Raw genomic sequence first — 21,036 nt, 5'->3', positions numbered from 1 at the left:
GACTCGCTTACGAAGACAGCCACTCGGTGGCGTTCAGCGCGAGCGCGGCGTTCGTCGCACCTGTGTCGTTCCAGCCGTCGTACAGCGTGTTGCCGGACTGGCCGGTGCCGTCGTCGATGGGCGAACTGTCGCCCCAGAAGGCGACCTTGCCGCTGCCGAAGGTGCTGGTGGCGAAGAAGGCGCCGGTGTTGCCCGAGTAACCGGAGCGGTAGACCAGGCCCTTGACCGCCGAGTTGTCGGCGGGCTTCAGCGTGGCCGTCGTACCGTTGGCGAAGAGGCTCTTGGTGACGGTGCCGAACGAGCCGTGCAGGACGGCGTTGGTGCTGTCGCTGATCGCCGCGGGGTAGCCTGAGCTGATGTTCAGCGAGTCGACGGAGAAGCCGAACGGGTCGGTGGAGTCGACGCTGTTGTTGGTCATCAAGTCGTTGAGGATCTTCACCGCGTCGTAGCCGTCGTTGTTGCGGTCGGAGCCGGTGTGGTCGGAGATCATGAACAGCCCGCCGCCGTTCTTCACGAACGTCATGATCGCGGTCTTCTCGGCCGTCGTGAAGAGCGTGTTGGGCTCGGGCAGCACCAGCGTGTCGAAGTTCGACAGGTCGGTGGCCGAGGTGCCGCCGTAGGTCAGCTTGGAGCCCGAAGGCAGCGTGTCCAGGCTGTAGTCACCGGTCTTCTGCAGGGCCACGCCCCACGAGGAGAGCGCGCCGGTCCAGTCGGTCTCGGAGGACGGCGAGGAGTCCTCGCTCAGCGGGTTCGGCTGACTGGTGGAGATGATCCAGTCGGCGTTGCCCGCCGTCTCCGCGTGGCCGTTGTCGAACAGGACACGGTGGGTGGTGGCCGCGTGCGCGGGGGCGGCGGTGGTCGTCTGCAGCGCGGCTCCCGTGAGCAGCACGCCGAGCGCGGTGAGGGCGACGGCGAGTCTCTGACGGGGCCTTGTGGGGGTGAGCATCCGGCATTCCTCCATGGGTGGGGGCGGGGGAAGATGCGGTGCGGGGCGCCGATCTGCGCGCGTAGAACGGCCGTTGAACGACTGCCGTTCGACACAACGGTGGACAGTACAGACAAGATCACGGCCGCCGCGAGACCCTGCCGCCACTTATCATCAACCTCTTACCATGCGCTACAACCGGCGCCGGATTCAGTCCAGTCGACGCTTCGCGGCCGTTGACGGCAGCGGACGGCGGACACTCCGTCAGGACGCGTCCACCAGCCAGGGCCTGACCTGCCTGCGCGCCTCGTGCAGCCGGGACTTGAGCGTGCCGAGCGGAATGCCGACACGCTCGGCGACATCGGCGTACTCCAGCTGGCAGATGTCCCGGTAGACCAAGGGCGCGACCAGGTGCGGATGTTCGCGCTCCAGGCGCTCCAGCGCCTCCAGGAGGTCGATGCGTGAACCGGCGATCACGCTGGTGGTGCGCGGGTCGACATGCTGCGAGGCGTCGATGACGTCCGGCTGCTCGGCGGCCCGCCGCTTCAGCTCGCGGTACTTCTGACGGGCGCAGTTGGCGACGACCGTGTAGAGCCAGGTGCTGAACCGGCTGCGCCCCTGAAAGGAGGTGATCTTCCGCGCCACCTGGAGGAGGACGTCCTGTGCCGCCTCCTCGGCGTCCTCGCGGCAGGGCAGGAAGCGTCCGCAGCGCCGCACGACCTCCGGCCGGATCCGCTGGAGCAGCAGGTCAAGCGCTTCCGGATCGCCCGCGGCCGCGCGCAGCGCGAGCTCCTCGGTCGCTGCCGCGTCCTGCACTGGGTGCTCCCCTCGGTGTCGATCAGAGGCCAGGCATCATAGTGTCATGCACTCCCTCGAGCGGATCGGCCGCTACCGTCTGGACCGGCGCCTCGGCGCGGGTGGCTTCGGCGTCGTCTGGCTCGCCCATGACGAGGTACTCGAGGCCGTCGTCGCCCTGAAGGTGCTGTCCGACAACTGGGTCGACCACCTCGACGTCCGGGAACGATTCCTCTCCGAGGCCCGGCTGCTGCGCAAGGCCGACTCGAACCGGGTCGTCCAGGTCTACGACATCGGTGAGCTCCCCGACGGCAGGCCCTACTTCGTCATGGAGTACGCCGACGGAGGCACCCTCGCCGACCGGATCGAGGCCGGGCCGCTGCCCATCGCCGAGGCGCTGCGCCTGACGGCTCTCGCGGCGCGGGGCGCGGCCGCCCTGCACGAGGCCGGGATCGTGCACCGGGACATCAAGCCGTCCAATGTGCTGCTGCGCACCTCGTCCGGCGGCGCCGACCGGGTCCTGATAGCCGACCTCGGGCTCGCCAAGAGCCTGGCGCAGGCCTCCGGGCTGACGATGGCGGCCGGTTCCGCGGGCTACACCCCGCCCGAGCAGGCCCAGCCCGGCTCGGGGATCGACGCGCGGGCCGATGTGTACAGCCTCGGCGCCCTCGGATACCACCTCGTCACGGGATCGGTGCCCGGGCCGCCCGGCCAGGTCGTACGACCCGAGCGGCTCCGTACGGATCTGGCCCCGGACGTCCAGCGGGCGCTGCTGCGCGCCATGGAGCCCGACCGAGAGCGGCGCTGGCCCACGGCGCTGAGCCTGGCCGTGGAGCTGGAGCGGCTGGCCGAGCAGGTGTCGATGGGGACGGTCCGTGTGCCCCGGCGCCGTCGGCGGACCGTGCTGGTGGCCGTGGCCGCAGCGGTCGTGGTCGGCGCTGCCGGTGTGACCACCGCCCTCGTGACCCGGCGGTCCGACGCCCCGACCGTGACGGTCGCGGACGCCTCCGGACAGCTCTCGGTCGAGGTTCTGGGCGGGTGGGGTCGCCAACTGAGGGACTCCGGGTGGAATCCACGGACCGTGGGCCTGTCGGACACGCACGAACCCGGTCTCGTCGTCGCGGACGACCTGGCGAAGTGGCAGGACCTGGGCTCGGGCGTGGACGGGGTGTTCGTCGGCCTGAGCGAACAGGGCGACGTCCGCGGCAAGGTCGGGACGATCGCCCACACCGACTGCCACTACGAGGGCAGCCGCACCTACACGGGCGCGCGCTGGCACGGGCTGATCCGGACCTGGAGCGCCTGTCCGGGCAGCCACGGCTCGCTCACTGAGGCGGGGCTCGTCCAGGCGGGCGGGAACCGGCAGCCACAGTTGTACGTCCAGATCCGCCAGGCCGCCGGCAGCGCCGCGACGACCGACCGGGTGCTCGGCTCCGTACGGGCGAGAGGGTGACCTGGAGGAGATACTGACAAAAGGGAGGCTTCCGAGAGAGAAGCCTCCGAGAGGCGCGCAGGCCCGGATCGCGGTCCCCGTTCCGGGTTCCGGGTTCCGCGGAGATGCGGCGTGCCGTCCGCGAACCATTTCGCGTCCCCGTGCATCGGACACGGGTGACGGAGCACAGAGCGCCGTTCGCACGCCGAGTCAGGGCGCGTGCGGTGAATTCCAAGGAGTGTTGACATGGCGACCTTCCGGCCCGGCGACGCGGTTCCCGTCCGCCGTACGTCCTCCCCCGCCCGCAGGGCAGCGCTGGTCGCGGGTGTCGCGTTGCTCGGCCTGCTCACGGCCTGCGGCACCGAAAAGGGCACGACGAGCACCCCGCAGAAGCTGCCTGGCGCGGCCCAGCCGGCCTCCGGCGACGCGACCGCGGACTCCTCCGGCACGAGCGCCGCCCCGAGCGGTTCCGCCACGACGTCGTCGTCGGCCTCGAAGTCGTCGTCCGCCACCTCGTCAGGCACCGGAAACAGCGCGTCGAGCACCCGGTGCCACACCTCCGAACTGCGCGTGTCGGTGGGCGTCAACGACCCGGGCGCGGGCCAGGAGAACTTCCCCGTCGTCCTCACCAACGGCTCCCTCCGCACCTGCACCCTGCGCGGCTACCCCGGAGCGGCGTTCCTCGACACGTCCGGCAAGCAGCTCGGGCCCGACCCGAAGCGCTCCGCCGACACGCCGACCACGGTCACGCTGGCCCCCGGGCAGAGCGCGTGGGCGGGCCTGACGTTCTCGAACCCGGAGATCAGCGGGGCGAAGACGGCGACGCCCGCCACGCTGGTCGTCACCCCGCCCGACGAGCGGGACCCGCTGAAGGTGGCGTGGAAGGGGGGCGCGGTACCCGTGTCGGGAAACTCCTCTTCCGTGTCCCTGACCGTCGTCCGCACGGGCAACGGCGTCTGACTCCACCGGACCCCGCTCTCCCCTGTGCCCGCCGTATATCACGAAGTTGGCAGGGTGGGGGACTGTCGCAGGCGTACCGAATTGTGGTGAGCGCTGGTGAGGGTTGATGAGTGCGGGCTGGGTCGGGCAGTCCGCCTGCAGGAACTGTCATGCCGTGCTGTGGGGCACAAGCCCCTCACACAAAGGGAACGGAAGTTCTTCGGTCGAATGGGTGACCTCTCCAAGTGGCGATCGTTAAATCCCGTAACGGGATGGCCAGGCCGCAAGGAGGTGGCGGGTGGGCGAGGTACGAATGTTGGCGGCGTCTTTCATGGTGCCCGGCCCAGCCGGGGTGGCCATCCGGGACCGGCTGCGGGTGTCGGAGCAGGACGAGGCCGTGCTGCGTGAGGTCGGTGGCTTTCTGGGGTCGCTGGCCTCGGCCGATCCTGCGGTTCGTTCCCGGCAGGGCCTGGCGCATGATGCCGCGTCGTGGGCGGTGCGCAAGCGGGAACTGACCGGACGCTCGTCGTCGCGCTGGGCGGGCAGTGTCACCAAGGCCACGCATGACCAGTGGGCGGTGGCCCGGCGTGGCCAGGCCGCCCACACCGGCTGGCTGCGCACGCAGATCTCACAGATCGAGGCCCGGCTGGACCGCCCTCTGGGCGCCAAAACCGACAAACGTGCAGGAGTGCGTCGCGGGTATGCCTCGCGGGGTGAGTGGCATGCTAAGTTCCGCCGCCTCCATGCCTTGAAGCACCGGTTGACGGCGGTGGAGGCGGACTCGGCTGCGGGCCGGGTGCATGTGGTGCGTGGTGGCGGGCGCCTGGTGAACACCCGTCACCACCTGGGCGAGACCGGGCTGAATGAGCGAGCGTGGCGGGAGCGTTGGGAGGCTGCCCGGATGTTCCTGGCCGCCGACGGGGAGTCCGGCAAGCGTTTCGGTAACGAGACCATCCGCATCACCGACACCGGGCACATCTCGATCAAGCTCCCGGCCCCGCTGGCGCACTTGGCCAACGCACCCCACCGCCGGTACGCGCTGGACGCGACGGTGGCATTCCCGCACCGGGGCCAGGAGTGGCTCGACCGGATCTCAGCTGACCGGGCGGTAGCCTACCGCCTCCACTACGACGTGACGCGTGGCCGCTGATACGTGACGGCGTCCTGGCAGCGCGCCGCCGCCCGCTTGCTGCCCCTGGAGGGGGTTCTCGCCCAGGGTGTCGTCGGGGTGGACATGAATGACGACCACCTGGCGGCCTGGCGCCTCGACATGCACGGCAACCCGGTGGGTGAGCCGCAGCGCTTCTTCTACGACCTGACCGGCGGCGTAGACCACCGGGACGCGCAGCTCCGGCACGCACTGACCCGACTGCTGCACTTCGCCCGTCGCAGCGGCGCGATGGCCATCGCCGTCGAGGACCTCGACTTCACCGACGGCAAGAGCCGGGAGAAGCACGGCCGCAACAAACGCTTCCGCCGCCCACTCTCCCGCTTCCCCACCGCGAAGCTCAAGGCACAGCTCATCTCGATGGCCGCCGAGCAGGACGTGGCGATCGTCGCGGTCGACCCGGCCTACACCAGCCGGTGGGGCGCCCAGTACTGGCAGAAACCTCTGACCACCCCACGACGCAAGACCACCCGGCACGATGCCGCGAGCATCGCGACCGGGCGACGCGCCCTCGGACACCCGATCCGGCTGGGGGTACCTCCCAGGCCCTTAAGGCACTGGGGGAGGACGGCACCGCCCCCTGCACACCAGAGCGACGTACAGGGGCATCGGACCGACCAGGCCCGACCGGACACCCGAAGGCGTGAGGAAACCCGCCCCCACCTACCCGGACCACGCACACGATGCGCGTCACCGGCCGTGGAGCGAAAGCGGGAGACCAGCCTGCCCCACACCGTTCGGGGCAAGGCCACCGAGAAGGAGCGCTCCTGGCAACAGGACTCACTCCCGCTCAGTGTCTAGGAACGGTTTGTCACGGAACAGCAACACGTGCCGGTTCCGGCGACCCTTCCCGAACATCCGCGCATCACACCGTGTGACGCACCCCGCAGAGCGGCGCGTCACAGGAACGGAAACTCCCGCCCTCGAGCGGGAGCCGGATCGAGGACATCGGGGGTTCATCATGACTGGTATCTCACGCAGGCGTCTGCTGGCCGCGACGGCATCGGCGGGCGCGCTGGGCAGCCTGGGCGCGCTCTCCGCGTGCTCGGCGAACGACTGGTCCGTGGGCAGCGACGCCAAGGGGGACACGAGCCACAAGTCCCCCCGGCCCAAGCTGATCGGCGACGGCTCCACCGCCGACACCGGGGCCCAGCCCAAGCAGCCGAAAGCCGAGCGGCTGAAGCCGGGTGAGCGCCCGCCGCAGTTCGTGGTCTTCTCCTGGGACGGCGCGGGCGAGCTCAGCAACCAGCTGTTCTCCCGCTTTCGCAAGGTGGCGGCCGACCACGGTGCGTCGATGACGTTCTTCCTCAGCGGCATCTACACCCTGCCCGAGTCGAAGAAGCACCTCTACAGCCCGCCGCAGCACCCCGTGGGCGCCTCGGCGATCGGTTATCTCTCCGACCGGCACATCCACTCCACGATCCAGCAGATCCGTGCCGCGTGGCTGGAGGGCCACGAGATCGGCACCCACTTCAACGGTCACTTCTGCGGCGCGGACGGGGTGCGCCGCTGGTCCCCCGCCGAGTGGCGCAGCGAGATCGCGCAGGCGAAGAAGTTCGTCACCGAGTGGAAGACGAACACCGGCTTCACGGACCTCGATCCGCTGCCCTTCGACTACGAGAAGGAGCTGATCGGCGGCCGCACCCCGTGTCTGGAGGGCCAGTCCAACCTGTTGCCGACCGCCGCCGCCCTCGGCTGGAAGTACGACGCCAGCAGCTCCGGCGGCCTGCAGATGTGGCCGGGCAAGGTCCAGGGCGGCAAGATATGGGACTTCCCCCTGCAGTCCATACCCTTCCCCGGCCACTCCTTCCAGGTCCTGTCGATGGACTACAACCTGATGGCCAACCAGTCGAACGCCAACCCGCTCGGCGACAAGTCGATGTACGACGCCTGGCGCACCCAGGCCCGTGACAGCTACCTCGCCGGCTTCCGCCGCGCCTACGAGAGCAACCGCGCCCCCTTCTTCATCGGCAACCACTTCGAGCGCTGGAACGGGGGCATATACATGGACGCGGTCGAACAGGCCATCGAGCAGATCGCCGGGCACGACGATGTGCGCCTGGTCTCCTTCCGCCAGCTCGTCCAGTGGCTGGAGGCCCAGGACCCGGCCGTTCTGCGCAAGCTGCGCACCCTCGACCCCGGGCAGTCGCCCCTCGGCGGCTGGGCGGAGTTCCTGGGCACGCCGGCCTCGCCGTCGGCCGCGGCGAGTTCCTGACGACTCGGGCCGCGAACACGACTCCGGCCAGGAACACGGCTGCGGCCAGGAACGGGTGGCCTGGCCGCAGTCGGTGTGACCGTCCCGGACGGGTCAGTGGTGGCCGCCCTGGCCGCCGTCTCCGTAACCGCCGTAGCCGCCGTAGCCGCCGTATCCCCCGTAACCGCCGTCCCCATAGCCGCCGTAGCCGTATCCGTAGTCATCACCGGATCCGCCGTACTGTCCGCTCGGTGGCGCACAGTAGTAGTACGGGGAGCAGCCGTGGGCGGGTGACGAGGCCGAGGGGGCCGGAGCGGGCGTCGACGGTTCGGCCGAGGGCCGGGGCGAGGACTTGGGGACGCTGGGCGACGGTGTCTTCGACGCCTCGGAAGAGGCGTGGCCCGACGACGTCTTCGTCTGTCCGGCGGAGTCCCAGTTGACCGCCTCCATCTGGAGCGAGGGCGACGAGGCGTCCATCGTCCAGTGCTGGTCGGACTCCTCCTTGCGGACCTTGAGGACCAGGGACGCCTCGCCCTTGGTGGAGGCCGGGGTAAGAGCCAGGTCCTGGTTCCAGCGGGGCACCACCGTGCCCTGGAGAGTGAAGTCGTAGCGCACGTACTTGGTGCCCGGCTGCGACTCGCCGATACAGGGCGCCAGTTGGACCGAATAACCGAGGTGGGAGTCGAGGCAGAGGTCGGGGGCGGCCAGATCGCGCAACAGCCCGTCGTCCTCGTACGACCATTCCTGGCTCGCCGCCGAGGAGCACGACGTGAGCGTGGTCTCCATTCCCTTCGCGGGCTTCTTGCCTACGATGCCGATGCACAACCCGGTCTCGGTGTTGCGCAGCCGGCCGCGCACGCCACCCTTGGACGTGTCGCCGGTGCCTATCCAGGACGGGTTCGATCCGGGCGCCTTGGCCGGGCCCGAACTGGGCGAGCCCGAGGATCCGGTGGCGTCGGCCACGCCCGGCGCGCCGTCCGAGTTCTGGGTGACCCACAAGACCAGTGGGACCAGGATCATTCCGCTCACGGTCAGCGCGGCCAGCGCGATGTTGTTGCGGCGCGGGGAGCGCCGGGGTGCCCTGTGTGTCGGGGGTCGGGAGTCGCCGGAAGCGCGGCTGCGCCGTGCGGGGCGCGGGGGCTCGCTCGGCGGAAGGGGGGCGTGGTCGGGGAGGAGGGGAGGGTGGCTGGGGAGGGGAGGGATTCTGTGCGCGGCCGGGACGGTGTCCGGGACCTCCGTCACTTCCACGATCGCGTCGACGCGGCCGGGACGGGAGTCGAGGTAGGCCGCGGCACCCCAACCGAGCAGGGCCTCGGCCAGCGGCAGCGCAAGGTCGCCGTCGAACCGGCTCAACTGGTCGGCGGTGTCACGGCAGTGCCGGCATCGGCCCATGTGTCTGCTGAGGTCGGCGTCGAGGCCGACGCCGCCGCGGCGCAGGGACACGTCGAGCATCCGGTGGAAGCGGCGGCACTCCTCCTCGGGGGCCAGCTCGTGGTGGATCTCCAGGCAGCCCTCGCGCAGGCGTTCCAGGGCCCGCCGCAGTTCCACGAGGGCGCCGTCCTCGCTGATGCCCAACAGCCCGGCGGGTACGGCCAGTTGCTCGGCCTCGACCTCGGTGTGCCACAGCAGACAGCGGGCGGGCTCGGGAAGCCGCTGGAATGCGCGGGACAACTGCCGTCTGTTCTCGGGCGGCAGAAGCCGTGCCATGACGCGGTCGCGGCTGTCGGAATCGGCCAGCAGTTCGGGGTGGAGCATCTCCCGCCGTTGGTCTCCGAGCCATTCGGCGGTCATACGCCGTACGGTGACCAGCAACTGCGGCCGCCAGGCGGCCGTAGGCCCGGTCTGCCGCAGCGATTCCCCGAACAGCCGGGTGAAAGCGGCCGTGGTGAGCATTCCGGCGGGACGCACACCGTTGGTGCACAGGCGCGCGTAGGCGAAGACCGCTTCCCAGTGGCGGTCCAGGAGTTCCCCGACGGGATGGTGCGCGGGCGTGTTCCCCGAGCTCTTCTTCAGGTCTGCCGCGAGCCTCTCATCCGAAACCTCGAACAAACGACCGGGCATAGGGGAATGAGACAGTACCGCGTCATTCACGTCCGCTTTCCTCCCAAAGGTAACGCAGGAATTAGTCCATACCAATGGGTATGTAGCCCACCCGTCGAAGCGGAGGGACTACCCATGGGGGGTTGTTACCGCGAACACCCTCTGCGACAGCTCTTTTGAAGCGAGGGGCGCGCGGGCACACCGTGCGCGTACAGAAGGAAGCGAATTGTCTGCACGCCAACAACGCACACCTTTGCACAGTGCGCTGAGCCGAAACAAGAGATCTCGTCACCTTCCCTTTTCCGTCGAGCGCCAGCTTATTGACCAAACGTCAACCAAGGGCCCCACAAAGGGAATTCGCAATCCCCTACGACCATCGGTCGAGCGGTCGCACACAAGCCCCCCACCAGGCCGCCGAAGGGCGGAAAAGCGCTCACCCACCCGTTGACGGTCTGGCATGCCCATGCAATGCTCGATATTGGGAGCGCTCCCATTCTCCGTCGTCCACCCTCTCGTGGCCACGGCACAGGATTCACTTCACCCGCTGGGAGCCGCTCATGTCCGCATTCCCGTTGCCCCGCAGCCGCCAAAAACGCCTGGCGGCCGCCTTGCTCGCGGGGACATTACTCGTCGGCGGTCTCGCGACCGCCCCCTCCGCGACGGGGCTTTCCGCCGCCGCCACGGCGACAACAGCCGTACAGGTCAACCAAGTCGGCTATCTGCCGGACGGCCCCAAGCGCGCGACCGTGGTCACCTCCGCCGCGCAGCCGCTCACCTGGCAGCTGCGCGCCGCCTCGGGCAAGGTGGTCGCCACGGGGTCGACCGTCGACCGGGGCACGGACGCGGCCTCTGGGCAACCCACGCAGGTCGCCGACTTCTCCTCGTACGGACGGACCGGTTCGGGTTACGTCCTGATCGCCGACGGAACGGTCAGCGATCCCTTCGACATTCGCGCGGACCTCTACGACGGGCTGCGCTCCGACACGCTGGCCTTCTTCTATCACCAGCGCAGCGGCATACCGATCGAAGCCTCCTTGGTGGGTTCCGCCCATGCGCGGCCCGCCGGGCATCTCGGAGTCGCCCCCAACCAGGGGGACACGAACGTGCCTTGTCAGTCCGGGGTGTGCGACTACAAGCAGGACGTCAGGGGCGGTTGGTACGACGCGGGAGACCAGGGCAAATACGTCGTGAACGGCGGCATCTCCACCTGGCTGCTCGTCAATTCCTTCGAGCGGGCGAAGAGAGCGGGCACCGCGTCCGCGCTCGGCGACTCGACGCTGCGCGTTCCCGAGCGCGGCAACGGAGTGCCCGACGTCCTGGACGAGGCGCGCTGGGAGCTCGACTTCCTGATGCGGATGCAGGTGCCGGACGGCAGACCGTACGCGGGAATGGCGTTCCACAAAGTCCATGACGCCGCCTGGACCGGCCTGCCGACCCGGCCCGAACAGGACGCTCAGCCGCGCGAGCTCCACCCGCCGTCCACCGCGGCCACCCTCAACCTGGCGGCCACGGCTGCCCAGTGCGCCCGTGTCTTCCGGCCCTACGACACCGCGTTCGCGAACCGGTGTCTGACCGCCGCCCGCAAGGCCTGGACTGCTGCGCGGGCCAACCCCGCGATGTACGCGCCGGATTCGGACAGCACCGGTGGTGGGGCCTATGGCGACACCCAGGTCGGCGACGAGTTCTACTGGGCCTCCGCCGAGTTGTACGCCACGACCGGTGAGCGCGCCTACCGGGACGCGGTGACCTCCTCGCCCTGGCACACCGCCGCGAACGCCTTCACGCCCGGCGGCTTCAGCTGGGCCGACACCGCCGCCCTGGGCAGGCTCACGCTGGCGACCGTACGGGGCGGGCTGCCCGCGTCCGACCTCAGGCGGGTGCGCGCCTCGGTGACCGCGGCCGCGGACGGCTATCTGTCCACCATGGCCGGCCAGGGATACGCCGTCCCGATCCCCGCCACCGGCTACGTCTGGGGCTCCAACAGCGCGGTCACCGACAACGCGATCGTCATGGCCACCGCCCAGGAACTGACCGGGGACCCGCGCTACCGCGCCGGAGTGCTGGAGTCGATGGACTACCTGTTGGGTCGCAACGCCCTGGGCCAGTCGTACGTGACCGGATACGGGGAGCGGTACTCCGACAACCAGCATCACCGCTTCTGGGCGCACCAGTACGACGCCTCCTTGCCGCACCCGCCGGCGGGTTCCCTCGCGGGCGGCCCCAACAGCGGGCTGCAGGACCCGGTCGCGCAGGAGCACCTGCCCGGCTGCGCGCCCCAGGCCTGCTACATCGACGACATCGGTTCGTACTCGACGAACGAGGTGGCCATCAACTGGAACGCGCCCCTGGCGTGGCTGGCCGCCTACGCGGCCGAGGACGACTGCGCGGGCGGCCTCTCGGGACGCCTCAGCTGAGCGCGCTCCCCGCCCGCCACCGGGTCCAACTCATGTTCCAGCCGCTCAGGCCGTTGTCGGGCTGAACGGTGTCGTCGTGGGAGTTGACCACTTCCACGACGTCACCGACGAGCGAGTTCTCGTAGAACCAGTAGGCGGGCGTGCCGGTGTCCTTGGCGCCCTGGGTGTCGTGCAGGCCGACACAGCCGTGGCTGACGTTCTGCGTGCCGAAGGTCGCGGCGGACGACCAGTAGTTGCCGTGGACGAAGGTGCCGGAGGTGGTCAGACGCATGGCGTGCGGGACGTCGGGGATGTCGTACTCGCCGCCGAAGCCGACGGTGGAGCCGTCCATGCGGGTCTGCGGATACTTCTCCGAGATCACCATCCTGCCGTTCCAGGTGGTGTGTCCGGGCGATCCGGAGGTGATCGGGATCGTGCGTACCGCGCGGCCGTCACGCCGTACGACCATGGTCTTCTTCTCGACGTCGACCAGGCTGGTCTGGTCGCGGCCTACGGTGAAGGTGACGTCCTTGTGCTGGACGCCGTAGCGGCCGCTCGCGCCCTCGACGCCGCGCAGCCGCAGGGAGAGGGTGACCTTGGTGCCCGCGGGCCAGTAGTTCTCGGGGCGGAAGTCGAGGCGGGTGTCGCCGAACCAGTGGGCGGCGATCTCCACTCCGGCCGTGGAGGTCACGGTCACCGCCCGCTCGACGGCCTTCTTGTCGGTGACGGCGTGGTCGAAGGTGAGCGAGACCGGCATGCCGACGCCGACGGTCGAGCCGTCCTCGGGGGTGAAGTGGGCGACGAGGGTGGCCTCGGGCGCGACGGTGGTGAAGATGGTGTTGGCCAGCGCCTCGCGACCGGTCCTGTCGATGGCGACGGCGCGGACCGAGTACCTGGTGGACGGGGAGAGCCTGCCGGACGGTGTCCAGCGGGTGCGGTCGGCGGAGAACGCGCCGGACAACCGGGTGCCGTCCTCGGCGGTGACCGTCACCGAGGTGAGGCTGCCACTGCGGACGGAGACGGAGAGCGTGCCCACCACCGCTGTGTTCGCCGTGCCGGTCTTGGGCGTGACCGTGACGCGGGCGGTGGATACGGCCGACACGGAAGCCTGGTCGGGCGTCTTCTTCGGCTCAGGCCTGCCGGACGTACAGGCACTGACCACACCGGCGCCGATGACGGCGAGGACGGAGCGTCTGCCCAGCCGCCGGGCGGTCGCCGTCCCGGAGGTGCGGCGGCTGCGATCGTCGTTCACGCGAAAATCCTTACGAGTCTTCCAGGGACGGGGCTGGAGGTACGGGTCCGGCGGGTACGCGGCTCGGTCGCAGGCACGAGGCCCGGGCGTAGCCGCCGGGGGCGGTGGTACGGCCGTTCGTGTCTCCGTGGACGAGGGCGATCTCGTCGTGGAGGGCGGGGCGGTGGCGGCACCGGAGGCCGTGGTGATCGGCTTCTTCGACATCCCCGCCGCCACCGCGGTCGAGCGCCCGCCCGGGGGCGGGACCAGGGCGACCGCGGTGCGGGCGGCGGGGCGACACGGGGGCCGGGCGGGGGGCCTTCGACGTCAGGCGGCTGTGGATTCAAAGACCCCCGCGCCACGCATCAGTGCCCACTGATCGCATGCGGCGTGTACGGCTCCTCCAGCTGTTCGATCTCCTTCTCCGAGAGCTCCACGTCGAGGGCGGCCACCGCGTCGTCGATGTGTTCCACCTTGGTGGCACCGACGATGGGCGCGGTCACCGTGTCGCGGAGCAGCAGCCAGGCGAGGGCGATCCGGGCGCGCGGGATGTCGCGCTCGGCGGCGATGCGGGCGACGGCGTCGACGATCTCCCGGTCGCCCGGCTGGTAGAGCCGCTTGCCGTACTCGTCGGTGCGGCTGCGCTCGGTACTGACGTCCCAGTCTCGAGTGAGCCGGCCGCGGGCGAGCGGGCTCCAGGGCAGTACGCCGACGCCCTGGTCCGCGCAGAGCGGCAGCATCTCGCGCTCCTCCTCGCGGTAGAGGAGGTTGTAGTGGTTCTGCATGGACACGAACCGCGTCCAGCCGTTCAGCCGGGCCGTGTACTGGGCCTTGGAGAACTGCCACGCGTACATCGAACTCGCGCCGATGTAACGGGCCTTGCCTGCCTTCACCACGTCGTGCAGGGCCTCCATCGTCTCCTCGACGGGAGTGGCGGGGTCGAAGCGGTGGATCTGGTAGAGGTCCACGTAGTCGGTACCCAGGCGGCGCAGGCTGTTGTCGATCTCCGTCATGACGGCCTTGCGGGACAGGCCGCGCGCGTTGGGACCGTCGTGCATCGCGCCGTTCACCTTGGTGGCGATGACGATCTCGTCGCGGCGCGCGAACTCCGCCAGCGCGCGTCCGACGATCTCCTCGCTCGTGCCGTCGGAGTAGACGTTCGCCGTGTCGAAGAAGGTGATCCCGGCGTCCAGCGCGCGGCGGATCAGGGGGCGGGCGCCCTCGTCGTCGAGCGTCCACTCGTGGGGCCCCCGGTCGGGCAGCCCGAAACTCATGCAGCCCAGGCAGATCCGGGACACGTCCAGGCCCGTCGAACCGAGCTTCACGTACTGCATGCTCACTCCTGCTTTCCGTGGGGTGGAAGGGCTCCCGCCGACACGCCCGCGGCGAGCCGCCGACAAGAGCTCCGGGAAAGCCATTCCCGATCGCCGTTCGCTTAGTCGCGGAGCGCGGCGCGGTACTTGCCGCCGAGGGGTTCGTACGACGGTCGGCGGGCCCGGGTGGAATCCGTGGCGGCATGGCTGTTAGGTGGCGTCTGAGCTGTGGTGATGCCTCGGACGTATCGCCGGATGCGGAACAGGTCTTGGACCCGGAGCGCTCCGCGCGCGCAGGGTGGAATCACCGCCCTGGTCCTGCACCGGGCCGGCCCCTGTTCGTCTTGTCGTTCGTCTTGTCGAAGGAATGCACTATGCGCGTATTCGTCACCGGCGCCACCGGATTCATCGGTTCCGCCGTCGTTCGTGAACTCCTCGATGCCGACCACGAGGTCGTCGGCCTCGCCCGCTCGGACACCGCCGCCGCGGCGCTGACGGCCGTCGGCGCCCAGGTGCACCGCGGCGCCCTCGACGATCCGGACAGTCTGCACGACGGTGCCGCCGCGGCGGACGGCGTCATCCATCTGGCCTTCAACCACGACTTCTCGGACTACGTCGCCAACGGCAAGCTGGATCTGCGTGCCGTCGAGGCTCTCGGCGCGGCGCTCGAAGGGACCGGCAGGCCGCTCGTGGTCACCTCAGGAACCTTGATGCTCACCATGATGGCGCCGGGCCGCCTCGGGACCGAGGAGGTCGCGCCCGATCCCGGGTCGCAGGCGCCCCGGATCGCATCGGAGAACGCGACGATGGCCCTGGCCGCGCGCGGGGTGCGCGCGTCGGTCGTGCGGCTTTCGCCGACTGTGCACGGCGAGGGCGACAAGGGCTTCGTCCCGACCCTGATCGACATCGCCCGCGAGACCGGTGTGTCGGCCTTCGTCGGCGACGGATCGAACCGCTGGCCCGCCGTGCACCGGCTCGATGCGGCGCACCTGTTCCGGCTGGCGCTGGAAGCCGCCCCGGCCGGCTCGATCCTGCACGGGGCCGCCGACGAGGGTGTGCCCTTCCGTGACATCGCCGAGCTCATCGGCCGCCGGCTGAAGCTACCGGTCGCGGGTGTCACCGCCGAGGACGCGAGCCGCCACTTCGGCTTTCTGGCCGCCGTCGTGCCCCTGGACAACCCGACCTCCAGCGCCCTGACCCAGAAGCTGCTGGGATGGCGCCCCGAGCACCCCGCACTCGTCCCGGACCTCGAGGCGGGCCACTACTTCAAGGACTGAGCGAGCCCCCGGTCCTGCGACCATCTCCCGCGACGCCCTGTGACGGCCGATGCGGCGCGAGGTCCGTATCATCCGAAGGACCATGCCGAGTCCACTCGATCACGCAGCTCCGCGGGGACGGGACTCCCGTCTCGGCGCGACGCGTTTCTCCGTCCTGGACCGCTCGCGCACCCGCGAGGGGCACGACGCCGCCGAGGCCCTGCGGGACACCGTGCGGCTGGCCCAGGAGCTGGAAGGGCTCGGATACCACCGGATCTGGGTCTCGGAGCATCATGGCGTGCCCGGGGTCGCGGGGTCGGCGCCCACCGTGCTGGCCGCCGCTGTCGCCGCCGCCACCCGGAAGATCAGGGTCGGTACCGGTGGGGTGATGCTGCCCAACCACCAGCCCCTGGTCGTGGCCGAGCAGTTCGGTGTGCTCGAGTCCCTGTTCCCCGGGCGGATCGACATGGGGCTCGGGCGTTCGGTCGGTTTCACGGACGGGGTGCGCAGGGCGCTGGGGCGGGACAAGGACGTCGCCGACGACTTCGCGGGGCAGCTCGACGAGCTGCTCGGCTGGTTCCGCGGCCCGTCGTCGGCGGGGGTGCACGCGCGCCCCGCGGAGGGGCTGACCGTGCCGCCCTTCGTGCTCGCCCTGAACGAGGGCGCCACGATCGCGGCGCGGGCGGGCCTGCCCTTGGTCATCGGGGACATCAGGAACCGGGAGAAGATGCGGCGCGGGATCGACCACTACCGCGCGACGTTCCGCCCCTCCGTCTGGGCCGCGGAGCCGTACGTCGTCGTCTCCGGTGCCGTCGCGGTCGCCGCGACCCCACAGGAGGCGAGGCGGCTGCTCCTCCCGGAGGCCTGGTCGATGGCGTACTCCCGCACGCACGGCACGTTCCCGCCGCTGCCGCCCGCCGAGCGGGTCGAGGACCTCGCGATGAACGGCAAGGAGCGGCATTTCTACGAGTCGGCGCTCGCGGGACAGATCTCGGGCACCGAGAAGCAGGTCGAGCACGAGCTGGAGACGTTGATCGAGGAGACCGGCGCGCAGGAGGTGCTGGTCACGACCAGTACGTACGACCGCCAGGCCCTGCTGGACTCCTTCCGCGGGCTCGCCCGGGTCGCGGGACTGACCGAGGACTAGAATCGTGGGGTTTGCCCCGAGCCCCCCAGGAGTCCCGTCGATGTCCGACCCGCACGGCCGCCATGATGCGTACGTCCGTGTGCGGGGTGCCCGCGAGCACAATCTCCAGGGTGTGGACGTCGACATTCCGCGCGATGTCCTCGCGGTCTTCACGGGGGTCTCGGGCTCGGGCAAGTCCTCGCTGGCGTTCGGCACGATCTACGCGGAGGCCCAGCGACGCTACTTCGAGTCGGTCGCGCCGTACGCGCGGCGGCTGATCCACCAGGTCGGGGCGCCGAAGGTGGGGGACATCACCGGGCTGCCGCCCGCTGTCTCGCTCCAGCAGCGCCGCTCGGCGCCCACCTCGCGCTCGTCCGTCGGCACGGTCACCAACCTCTCCAACTCCCTGCGGATGCTGTTCTCACGCGCGGGCGACTATCCGCGGGGCGTCGAACGCCTCGACTCGGACGCCTTCTCGCCGAACACCGCCGCCGGGGCCTGCCCGGCCTGTCACTGTCTCGGCCGGGTCCACCGTACGACCGAGGAGTCGCTGGTCCCGGACCCGTCGCTGTCGATCCGTGGGGGGCGCCATCGCCGCGTGGCCCGGTGCCTGGCAGGGCAAGAACCTGCGCGACGTCCTCGACGCGCTGGGCTACGACGTGGACCGGCCGTGGCGCGAGCTGCCCGCCGAGCAGCGGGAGTGGATCCTGTTCACGGACGAACAGCCGGTCGTCACCGTGCATCCGGTGCGGGACGCGGACCGGATCCAACGCCCCTACCAGGGCACGTACATGAGCGCCCGGCGCTACGTCATGAAGACGTTCTCCGATTCGAAGAGTCCGACGCTGCGGGCGAGGGCCGAGCGGTTCCTGACCAGCGCCCCGTGCCCGGTGTGCGGCGGCAGCAGGCTGCGTCCCGAGGCGCTGGCCGTGACCTTCGACGGCCGTACGATCGCCGAACTGGCCGCGCTGCCGCTGTCCGAGCTGACCGGGACCCTGGAGCCCCGGGGGGAGACGGCCCGTGTCCTCACCGACGACCTCAGGGCGCGGATCGCCCCCGTCGTCGAACTCGGCCTCGGTTACCTCAGCCTCGACCGGGCCACCCCGACGCTCTCCGCCGGCGAGTTGCAACGACTGCGGCTGGCCACGCAGTTGCGCTCCGGTCTGTTCGGTGTCGTCTACGTGCTCGACGAGCCGTCCGCGGGTCTGCACCCGGCGGACACGGAGGCCCTGCTCACGGTCCTGGACCGGCTGAAGGCGGCGGGCAACTCGGTGTTCGTGGTCGAGCACCATCTGGATGTCGTCCGCGGTGCCGACTGGCTCGTCGACGTCGGTCCGCGGGCGGGTGAGCACGGCGGGCGGGTGCTGCACAGCGGTCCGGTGGCGGAGCTCGCCGGGGTGCAGGAGTCGGCCACGGCCCACTTCCTCTTCGACCGCTCCGCGGCGCCGGAACGTGAAGTCCGTTGCCCACAAGGCCAGTTGAAGGTGGGTCCGGTGAGCCGCCACAACCTGCGCGAGGTGAGTGCCGCGTTCCCGCTCGGTGTGTTCACCGCCGTCACGGGCCTCTCCGGCTCGGGCAAGTCCACCCTCATCGGCGAGGTGACCGAGGAACTGGAGGGAGTGGGACGGCTCGTCTCCGTCGACCAGAAGCCCATCGGCCGTACCCCGCGCTCGAATCTCGCCACGTACACGGGCCTCTTCGATGTGGTGCGCAAGGTCTTCGCCAGGGCGGAGGAGGCGCGAAGGCGCGGCTACGGGGTGGGGCGCTTCTCCTTCAACGTCGCGGGCAGACGCTGCGAGACCTGCCAGGGCGAGGGGTTAGCGACTGTTCGCCGAGGAGTGCACACAGGGCCGCTTTAACTCGATCGTGTGATGGTCGGCTCGCGGGCTTGCGGTGCCCTGGGCCGTCCGGGTTAGCGTCGCCGTGCGATCTGGGACGCCGGGTGTGGTGCCAGCGTGCGGGGCCCCCGCTCCACCGGAGTGATGGTTCGGGGCCTCCCCGTCGCCTCTGGCCGTGCCCACATGGCCAGGTCGCACAGGGAACCGGCCTCCCGGGATCGGACCACGCACAGGATGCGTGTCGCCGCCCCGGGGCTGAGTACGCCGGGGACCTGGGGGTACCTCCCACGCCCTTAAGGCAGTGGGGGAGCGCCCAAGACCGTTCGGGGCGTGCGGCTGATCGGGCTCAATCCCGCTCAGTCCACAGGAACGGTTCGTGAGCGTGGAGCTGCTGTCCCTGCCGAGCACCTACGCTCCCTGTTCGGTGGTCGGGGGCGCGGACTGGGTCCGGGCGGCGGGGACGCGGGCGGGCGGATCGTGGCCGCGGGACCCCCGGCCGAGGTGGCGCGGACGCAGGGGAGCACGACGGCGCCGTATCTCGCCCGGGTGCTCGCCGGGGGCCGGTAGCCCCGTACCGCCGGCCACCGGCCCCTGTCCCTCCAGGTCGCCCTGTCCTGATACGTCAGCGATGTACGGGGACCGACGCCCGTGCGCCCTGGGGATGCAACCCGCCCTGCGCCGCGCGGGCCAGGCCCCGTCGATCCGGGTGGCTGCCCGGCGCGAGCGTGGGCCGTACCTCGACCTCCGCCACCAGTCCGCGGGCCGAGGCCACCCGCCACAGGGAGGCGAGCAGCGAGTCGTTCCCGACGAAGGCGGGCGCGGTGCTCGCCACTCCCCCGGCCAGCCGGTAGTGGATGTGCACCGGCTGGACCGGCACCCCCGCGTCGAGCGCGGCCTGGAAGACGGCCCGCCGGAAGTGTCCCTGCGCCCTGCCGCACCAGGTGCTGCCCTCCGGGAAGGCCACGACGGCCGCCCCGTCGCGCAGCAGCCCGGCGATCCGCGCCACCGTGCCCGGCAGTGTGCGCAGCCGGTCGCGCTCGATGAACAGCACTCCGCCACGCGCGGCCAGCGGTCCCGCCACCGGCCACTGCCGGATCTCGGACTTGGCGAGCATCCGGGCCGGCCGGACGGCGGCGAGGAGAGGGATGTCCAGCCAGGAGATGTGGTTGGCGACGATCAGCAGCCCGCCGGTGGGTGCGGCGGGGCCGGTGATCCGGACGCGGACGCCCGCGGCCCGTACGATCGCCCGGCACCAGCGCCGTACCACTTCGGCGGGGATCTGCCCGCCGAACGGCAACAGCACGACCCCGGTGGCGACCACGACCAGGACCGCCGCGAGCCGCAGCACGGCCCGTGGTACGGCCGTGGCGGACCCCGTCGGCTCGACGCACGCCCTGGGGGTGCAGGGCGCGCTGGGCAGCCAGACGCTCATCAGGCCGGGACGAGCGAGAGGAAGTGCCGCAGATAGCGCGGGTTGACCCGGCGCATCGACAGCAGCACGAACAGGTCCGCGACCCCGAAGTCCGGGTCGTGCGCGGGCGCGGCGCAGACCCAGGCGCCGAGCCGGAGATAGCCGCGCAGGAGCGGGGGCAGTTCGGTGCGGGGCTCGCGGGTGGCACCCTCGGCGGTCCAGGGCAGCAGCGGTCGTACCCGGTACTCCTCGGGTGCCAGGTACTTGGCCTGCACCCGGTCCCAGGTTCCGGCCACGAGCGCGCCGCCGTCGGCGAGCGGGATCGAGCAGCAGCCCGCGAGCCACTCGTGGCCGCCCTCGACCATGTAGCGGGCTATCCCGGCCCAGATGAGGCCGATGACCGCGCCGTCGCGGTGGTCGGGGTGCACGCAGGAGCGCCCGACCTCCACGAGTCCCGGACGGATCGCGTCGAGCGGAGTCAGGTCGAACTCGCCCTCCGAGTAGAGCCGGCCGGCGATCGCGGCGCGCTCCGGGGGCAGCAGGCGGTAGGTGCCGACGACCTGGTCGGTGAGCGTGTCACGGACCAGCAGGTGATCGCAGTAGGCGTCGAAGGCGTCGATGTCGAGCCCCGGCTGCGGCGTGGTCAGCAGGGCGCCCATCTCCCCGGCGAAGACGTCGTGCCGCAGCCGCTGCGCGGCCTGGACGTCGGCCTCGGAACGGGCGAGGGAGACGGTGTAGCGGGTGGGGGCCAGGGGCTGCGGGGGGCTGTCGAGGGTGGAAACGCCGGTCATGGCACTCTCCTGGTCACGGGCCGGTTCGGCACAGCGGCGGCAGACCGGTTCGGTACGGCCCGCGCGCTCCTGTTCTTCCGATGCCGGTTGGCGTGCGCGTGACCTGTGCCAGGAGCCAGGATGTGGGGATGTTGAATGCCAGGAGATTCCCCCGGATGTGAGACGGGACCGGGAACGAGCACCA

14 protein-coding genes and 2 pseudogenes are annotated in these 21,036 nt (G+C 70.7%); 9 read left to right on the top strand and 7 right to left on the bottom strand.

Annotated elements, in window-relative coordinates; all coding sequences use genetic code 11:
* Positions 1-7 precede the first annotated feature (7 nt).
* Together OG819_RS30555 and OG819_RS30550 are read right to left on the bottom strand one after the other, a co-directional pair.
* Positions 8-946, bottom strand: a complete 939-nt coding sequence (locus OG819_RS30555; protein WP_266651800.1) for a hydrolase — start codon at positions 944-946, stop codon at positions 8-10.
* 243 nt (positions 947-1,189) lie between these two features.
* Entirely contained in the window at positions 1,190-1,741 is a 552-nt protein-coding gene (locus OG819_RS30550; protein WP_266622273.1) for an RNA polymerase sigma factor, read from the bottom strand.
* 46 nt (positions 1,742-1,787) lie between these two features.
* Here OG819_RS30550 and OG819_RS30545 point away from each other — a divergent pair, with 46 nt between their 5' ends.
* From OG819_RS30545 to OG819_RS30530, 4 genes and pseudogenes are all read left to right on the top strand, one after another.
* A complete protein-coding gene (locus OG819_RS30545; protein ID WP_266651798.1) occupies positions 1,788-3,173 on the top strand; it encodes a serine/threonine-protein kinase in 1,386 nt (461 codons plus the stop codon).
* Positions 3,174-3,398: 225 nt separating this feature from the next.
* Positions 3,399-4,112, top strand: coding sequence for a DUF4232 domain-containing protein (locus OG819_RS30540; RefSeq protein ID WP_266622277.1), 714 nt, complete (start codon positions 3,399-3,401; stop codon positions 4,110-4,112).
* Between the two features lie 277 nt (positions 4,113-4,389).
* Positions 4,390-6,060, top strand: a pseudogene (locus OG819_RS30535) (IS200/IS605 family accessory protein TnpB-related protein).
* 160 nt (positions 6,061-6,220) lie between these two features.
* A complete protein-coding gene (locus tag OG819_RS30530; RefSeq protein WP_266651796.1) occupies positions 6,221-7,474 on the top strand; it encodes a hypothetical protein in 1,254 nt (417 codons plus the stop codon).
* A gap of 93 nt (positions 7,475-7,567) precedes the next feature.
* Here OG819_RS30530 and OG819_RS30525 read toward each other — a convergent pair whose 3' ends face one another.
* Positions 7,568-9,502 carry a ricin-type beta-trefoil lectin domain protein gene (locus tag OG819_RS30525; RefSeq protein ID WP_323139371.1) on the bottom strand — a complete coding sequence of 645 codons (1,935 nt, stop codon included), beginning with the start codon at positions 9,500-9,502 and terminating at the stop codon, positions 7,568-7,570.
* A 548-nt stretch (positions 9,503-10,050) separates the two neighbouring features.
* Here OG819_RS30525 and OG819_RS30520 point away from each other — a divergent pair.
* On the top strand, positions 10,051-11,907 hold the full coding sequence (locus OG819_RS30520) for a glycoside hydrolase family 9 protein (protein WP_266651792.1): 1,857 nt from the start codon (positions 10,051-10,053) through the stop codon (positions 11,905-11,907).
* On the opposite strand, the gene OG819_RS30515 is transcribed toward OG819_RS30520, so the two are convergent.
* Entirely contained in the window at positions 11,900-13,138 is a 1,239-nt protein-coding gene (locus OG819_RS30515) for an Ig-like domain-containing protein (RefSeq protein ID WP_266622283.1), read from the bottom strand. The genes OG819_RS30520 and OG819_RS30515 overlap by 8 nt on opposite strands.
* Positions 13,139-13,265: 127 nt before the next feature.
* Between OG819_RS30515 and OG819_RS30510 the strand changes: the two genes are divergently transcribed.
* The gene (locus OG819_RS30510) at positions 13,266-13,496 is read left to right on the top strand and encodes a hypothetical protein (protein WP_266651790.1); all 231 of its coding nucleotides are present in this window, start codon (positions 13,266-13,268) and stop codon (positions 13,494-13,496) included.
* Here OG819_RS30510 and OG819_RS30505 read toward each other — a convergent pair.
* Positions 13,483-14,451, bottom strand: a complete 969-nt coding sequence (locus tag OG819_RS30505; protein WP_266651788.1) for an aldo/keto reductase — start codon at positions 14,449-14,451, stop codon at positions 13,483-13,485. The genes OG819_RS30510 and OG819_RS30505 overlap by 14 nt on opposite strands.
* A gap of 353 nt (positions 14,452-14,804) precedes the next feature.
* On the opposite strand from OG819_RS30505, the gene OG819_RS30500 reads away from it, so the two are divergent.
* The 3 genes and pseudogenes from OG819_RS30500 to OG819_RS30490 form a co-directional block, all read left to right on the top strand.
* Entirely contained in the window at positions 14,805-15,707 is a 903-nt protein-coding gene (locus OG819_RS30500; protein WP_266622291.1) for an SDR family oxidoreductase, read from the top strand.
* An 82-nt stretch (positions 15,708-15,789) separates the two neighbouring features.
* Positions 15,790-16,833, top strand: a complete 1,044-nt coding sequence (locus tag OG819_RS30495; RefSeq protein WP_266622293.1) for an LLM class flavin-dependent oxidoreductase — start codon at positions 15,790-15,792, stop codon at positions 16,831-16,833.
* Between the two features lie 40 nt (positions 16,834-16,873).
* A pseudogene (locus tag OG819_RS30490) lies at positions 16,874-18,629 on the top strand (ABC transporter); the annotation flags it as partial.
* A gap of 643 nt (positions 18,630-19,272) precedes the next feature.
* On the opposite strand, the gene OG819_RS30485 reads toward OG819_RS30490, so the two are convergent.
* Both OG819_RS30485 and OG819_RS30480 read right to left on the bottom strand, forming a co-directional pair.
* Entirely contained in the window at positions 19,273-20,082 is an 810-nt protein-coding gene (locus tag OG819_RS30485) for a lysophospholipid acyltransferase family protein (RefSeq protein ID WP_266651786.1), read from the bottom strand.
* Positions 20,082-20,852 (bottom strand): GNAT family N-acyltransferase, encoded by a 771-nt coding sequence (locus tag OG819_RS30480; RefSeq protein ID WP_266651784.1) that lies wholly within the window; start codon positions 20,850-20,852, stop codon positions 20,082-20,084. Before OG819_RS30480 ends, OG819_RS30485 begins: the two co-directional genes overlap by 1 nt.
* Positions 20,853-21,036: the final 184 nt, after the last annotated feature.

The sequence above is a fragment of the Streptomyces sp. NBC_01549 genome (assembly GCF_026339955.1).
GTDB lineage: Bacteria > Actinomycetota > Actinomycetes > Streptomycetales > Streptomycetaceae > Streptomyces.
Note: the sequence above shows the minus strand (reverse complement) of the source record. Positions and strands in the feature narration are given on the sequence as shown.

What these genes read in the sequence shown, in the direction of transcription:
- OG819_RS30555 (WP_266651800.1), bottom strand. Translation starts at nt 946, where the DNA reads ATGCTCACCCCCACAAGGCCCCGTCAGAGACTCGCCGTCGCCCTCACC.
- OG819_RS30545 (WP_266651798.1), top strand. Translation starts at nt 1,788, where the DNA reads ATGCACTCCCTCGAGCGGATCGGCCGCTACCGTCTGGACCGGCGCCTC.
- OG819_RS30540 (WP_266622277.1), top strand. Translation starts at nt 3,399, where the DNA reads ATGGCGACCTTCCGGCCCGGCGACGCGGTTCCCGTCCGCCGTACGTCC.
- OG819_RS30530 (WP_266651796.1), top strand. Translation starts at nt 6,221, where the DNA reads ATGACTGGTATCTCACGCAGGCGTCTGCTGGCCGCGACGGCATCGGCG.
- OG819_RS30520 (WP_266651792.1), top strand. Translation starts at nt 10,051, where the DNA reads ATGTCCGCATTCCCGTTGCCCCGCAGCCGCCAAAAACGCCTGGCGGCC.
- OG819_RS30505 (WP_266651788.1), bottom strand. Translation starts at nt 14,451, where the DNA reads ATGCAGTACGTGAAGCTCGGTTCGACGGGCCTGGACGTGTCCCGGATC.
- OG819_RS30500 (WP_266622291.1), top strand. Translation starts at nt 14,805, where the DNA reads ATGCGCGTATTCGTCACCGGCGCCACCGGATTCATCGGTTCCGCCGTC.
- OG819_RS30495 (WP_266622293.1), top strand. Translation starts at nt 15,790, where the DNA reads ATGCCGAGTCCACTCGATCACGCAGCTCCGCGGGGACGGGACTCCCGT.
- OG819_RS30485 (WP_266651786.1), bottom strand. Translation starts at nt 20,082, where the DNA reads ATGAGCGTCTGGCTGCCCAGCGCGCCCTGCACCCCCAGGGCGTGCGTC.
- OG819_RS30480 (WP_266651784.1), bottom strand. Translation starts at nt 20,852, where the DNA reads ATGACCGGCGTTTCCACCCTCGACAGCCCCCCGCAGCCCCTGGCCCCC.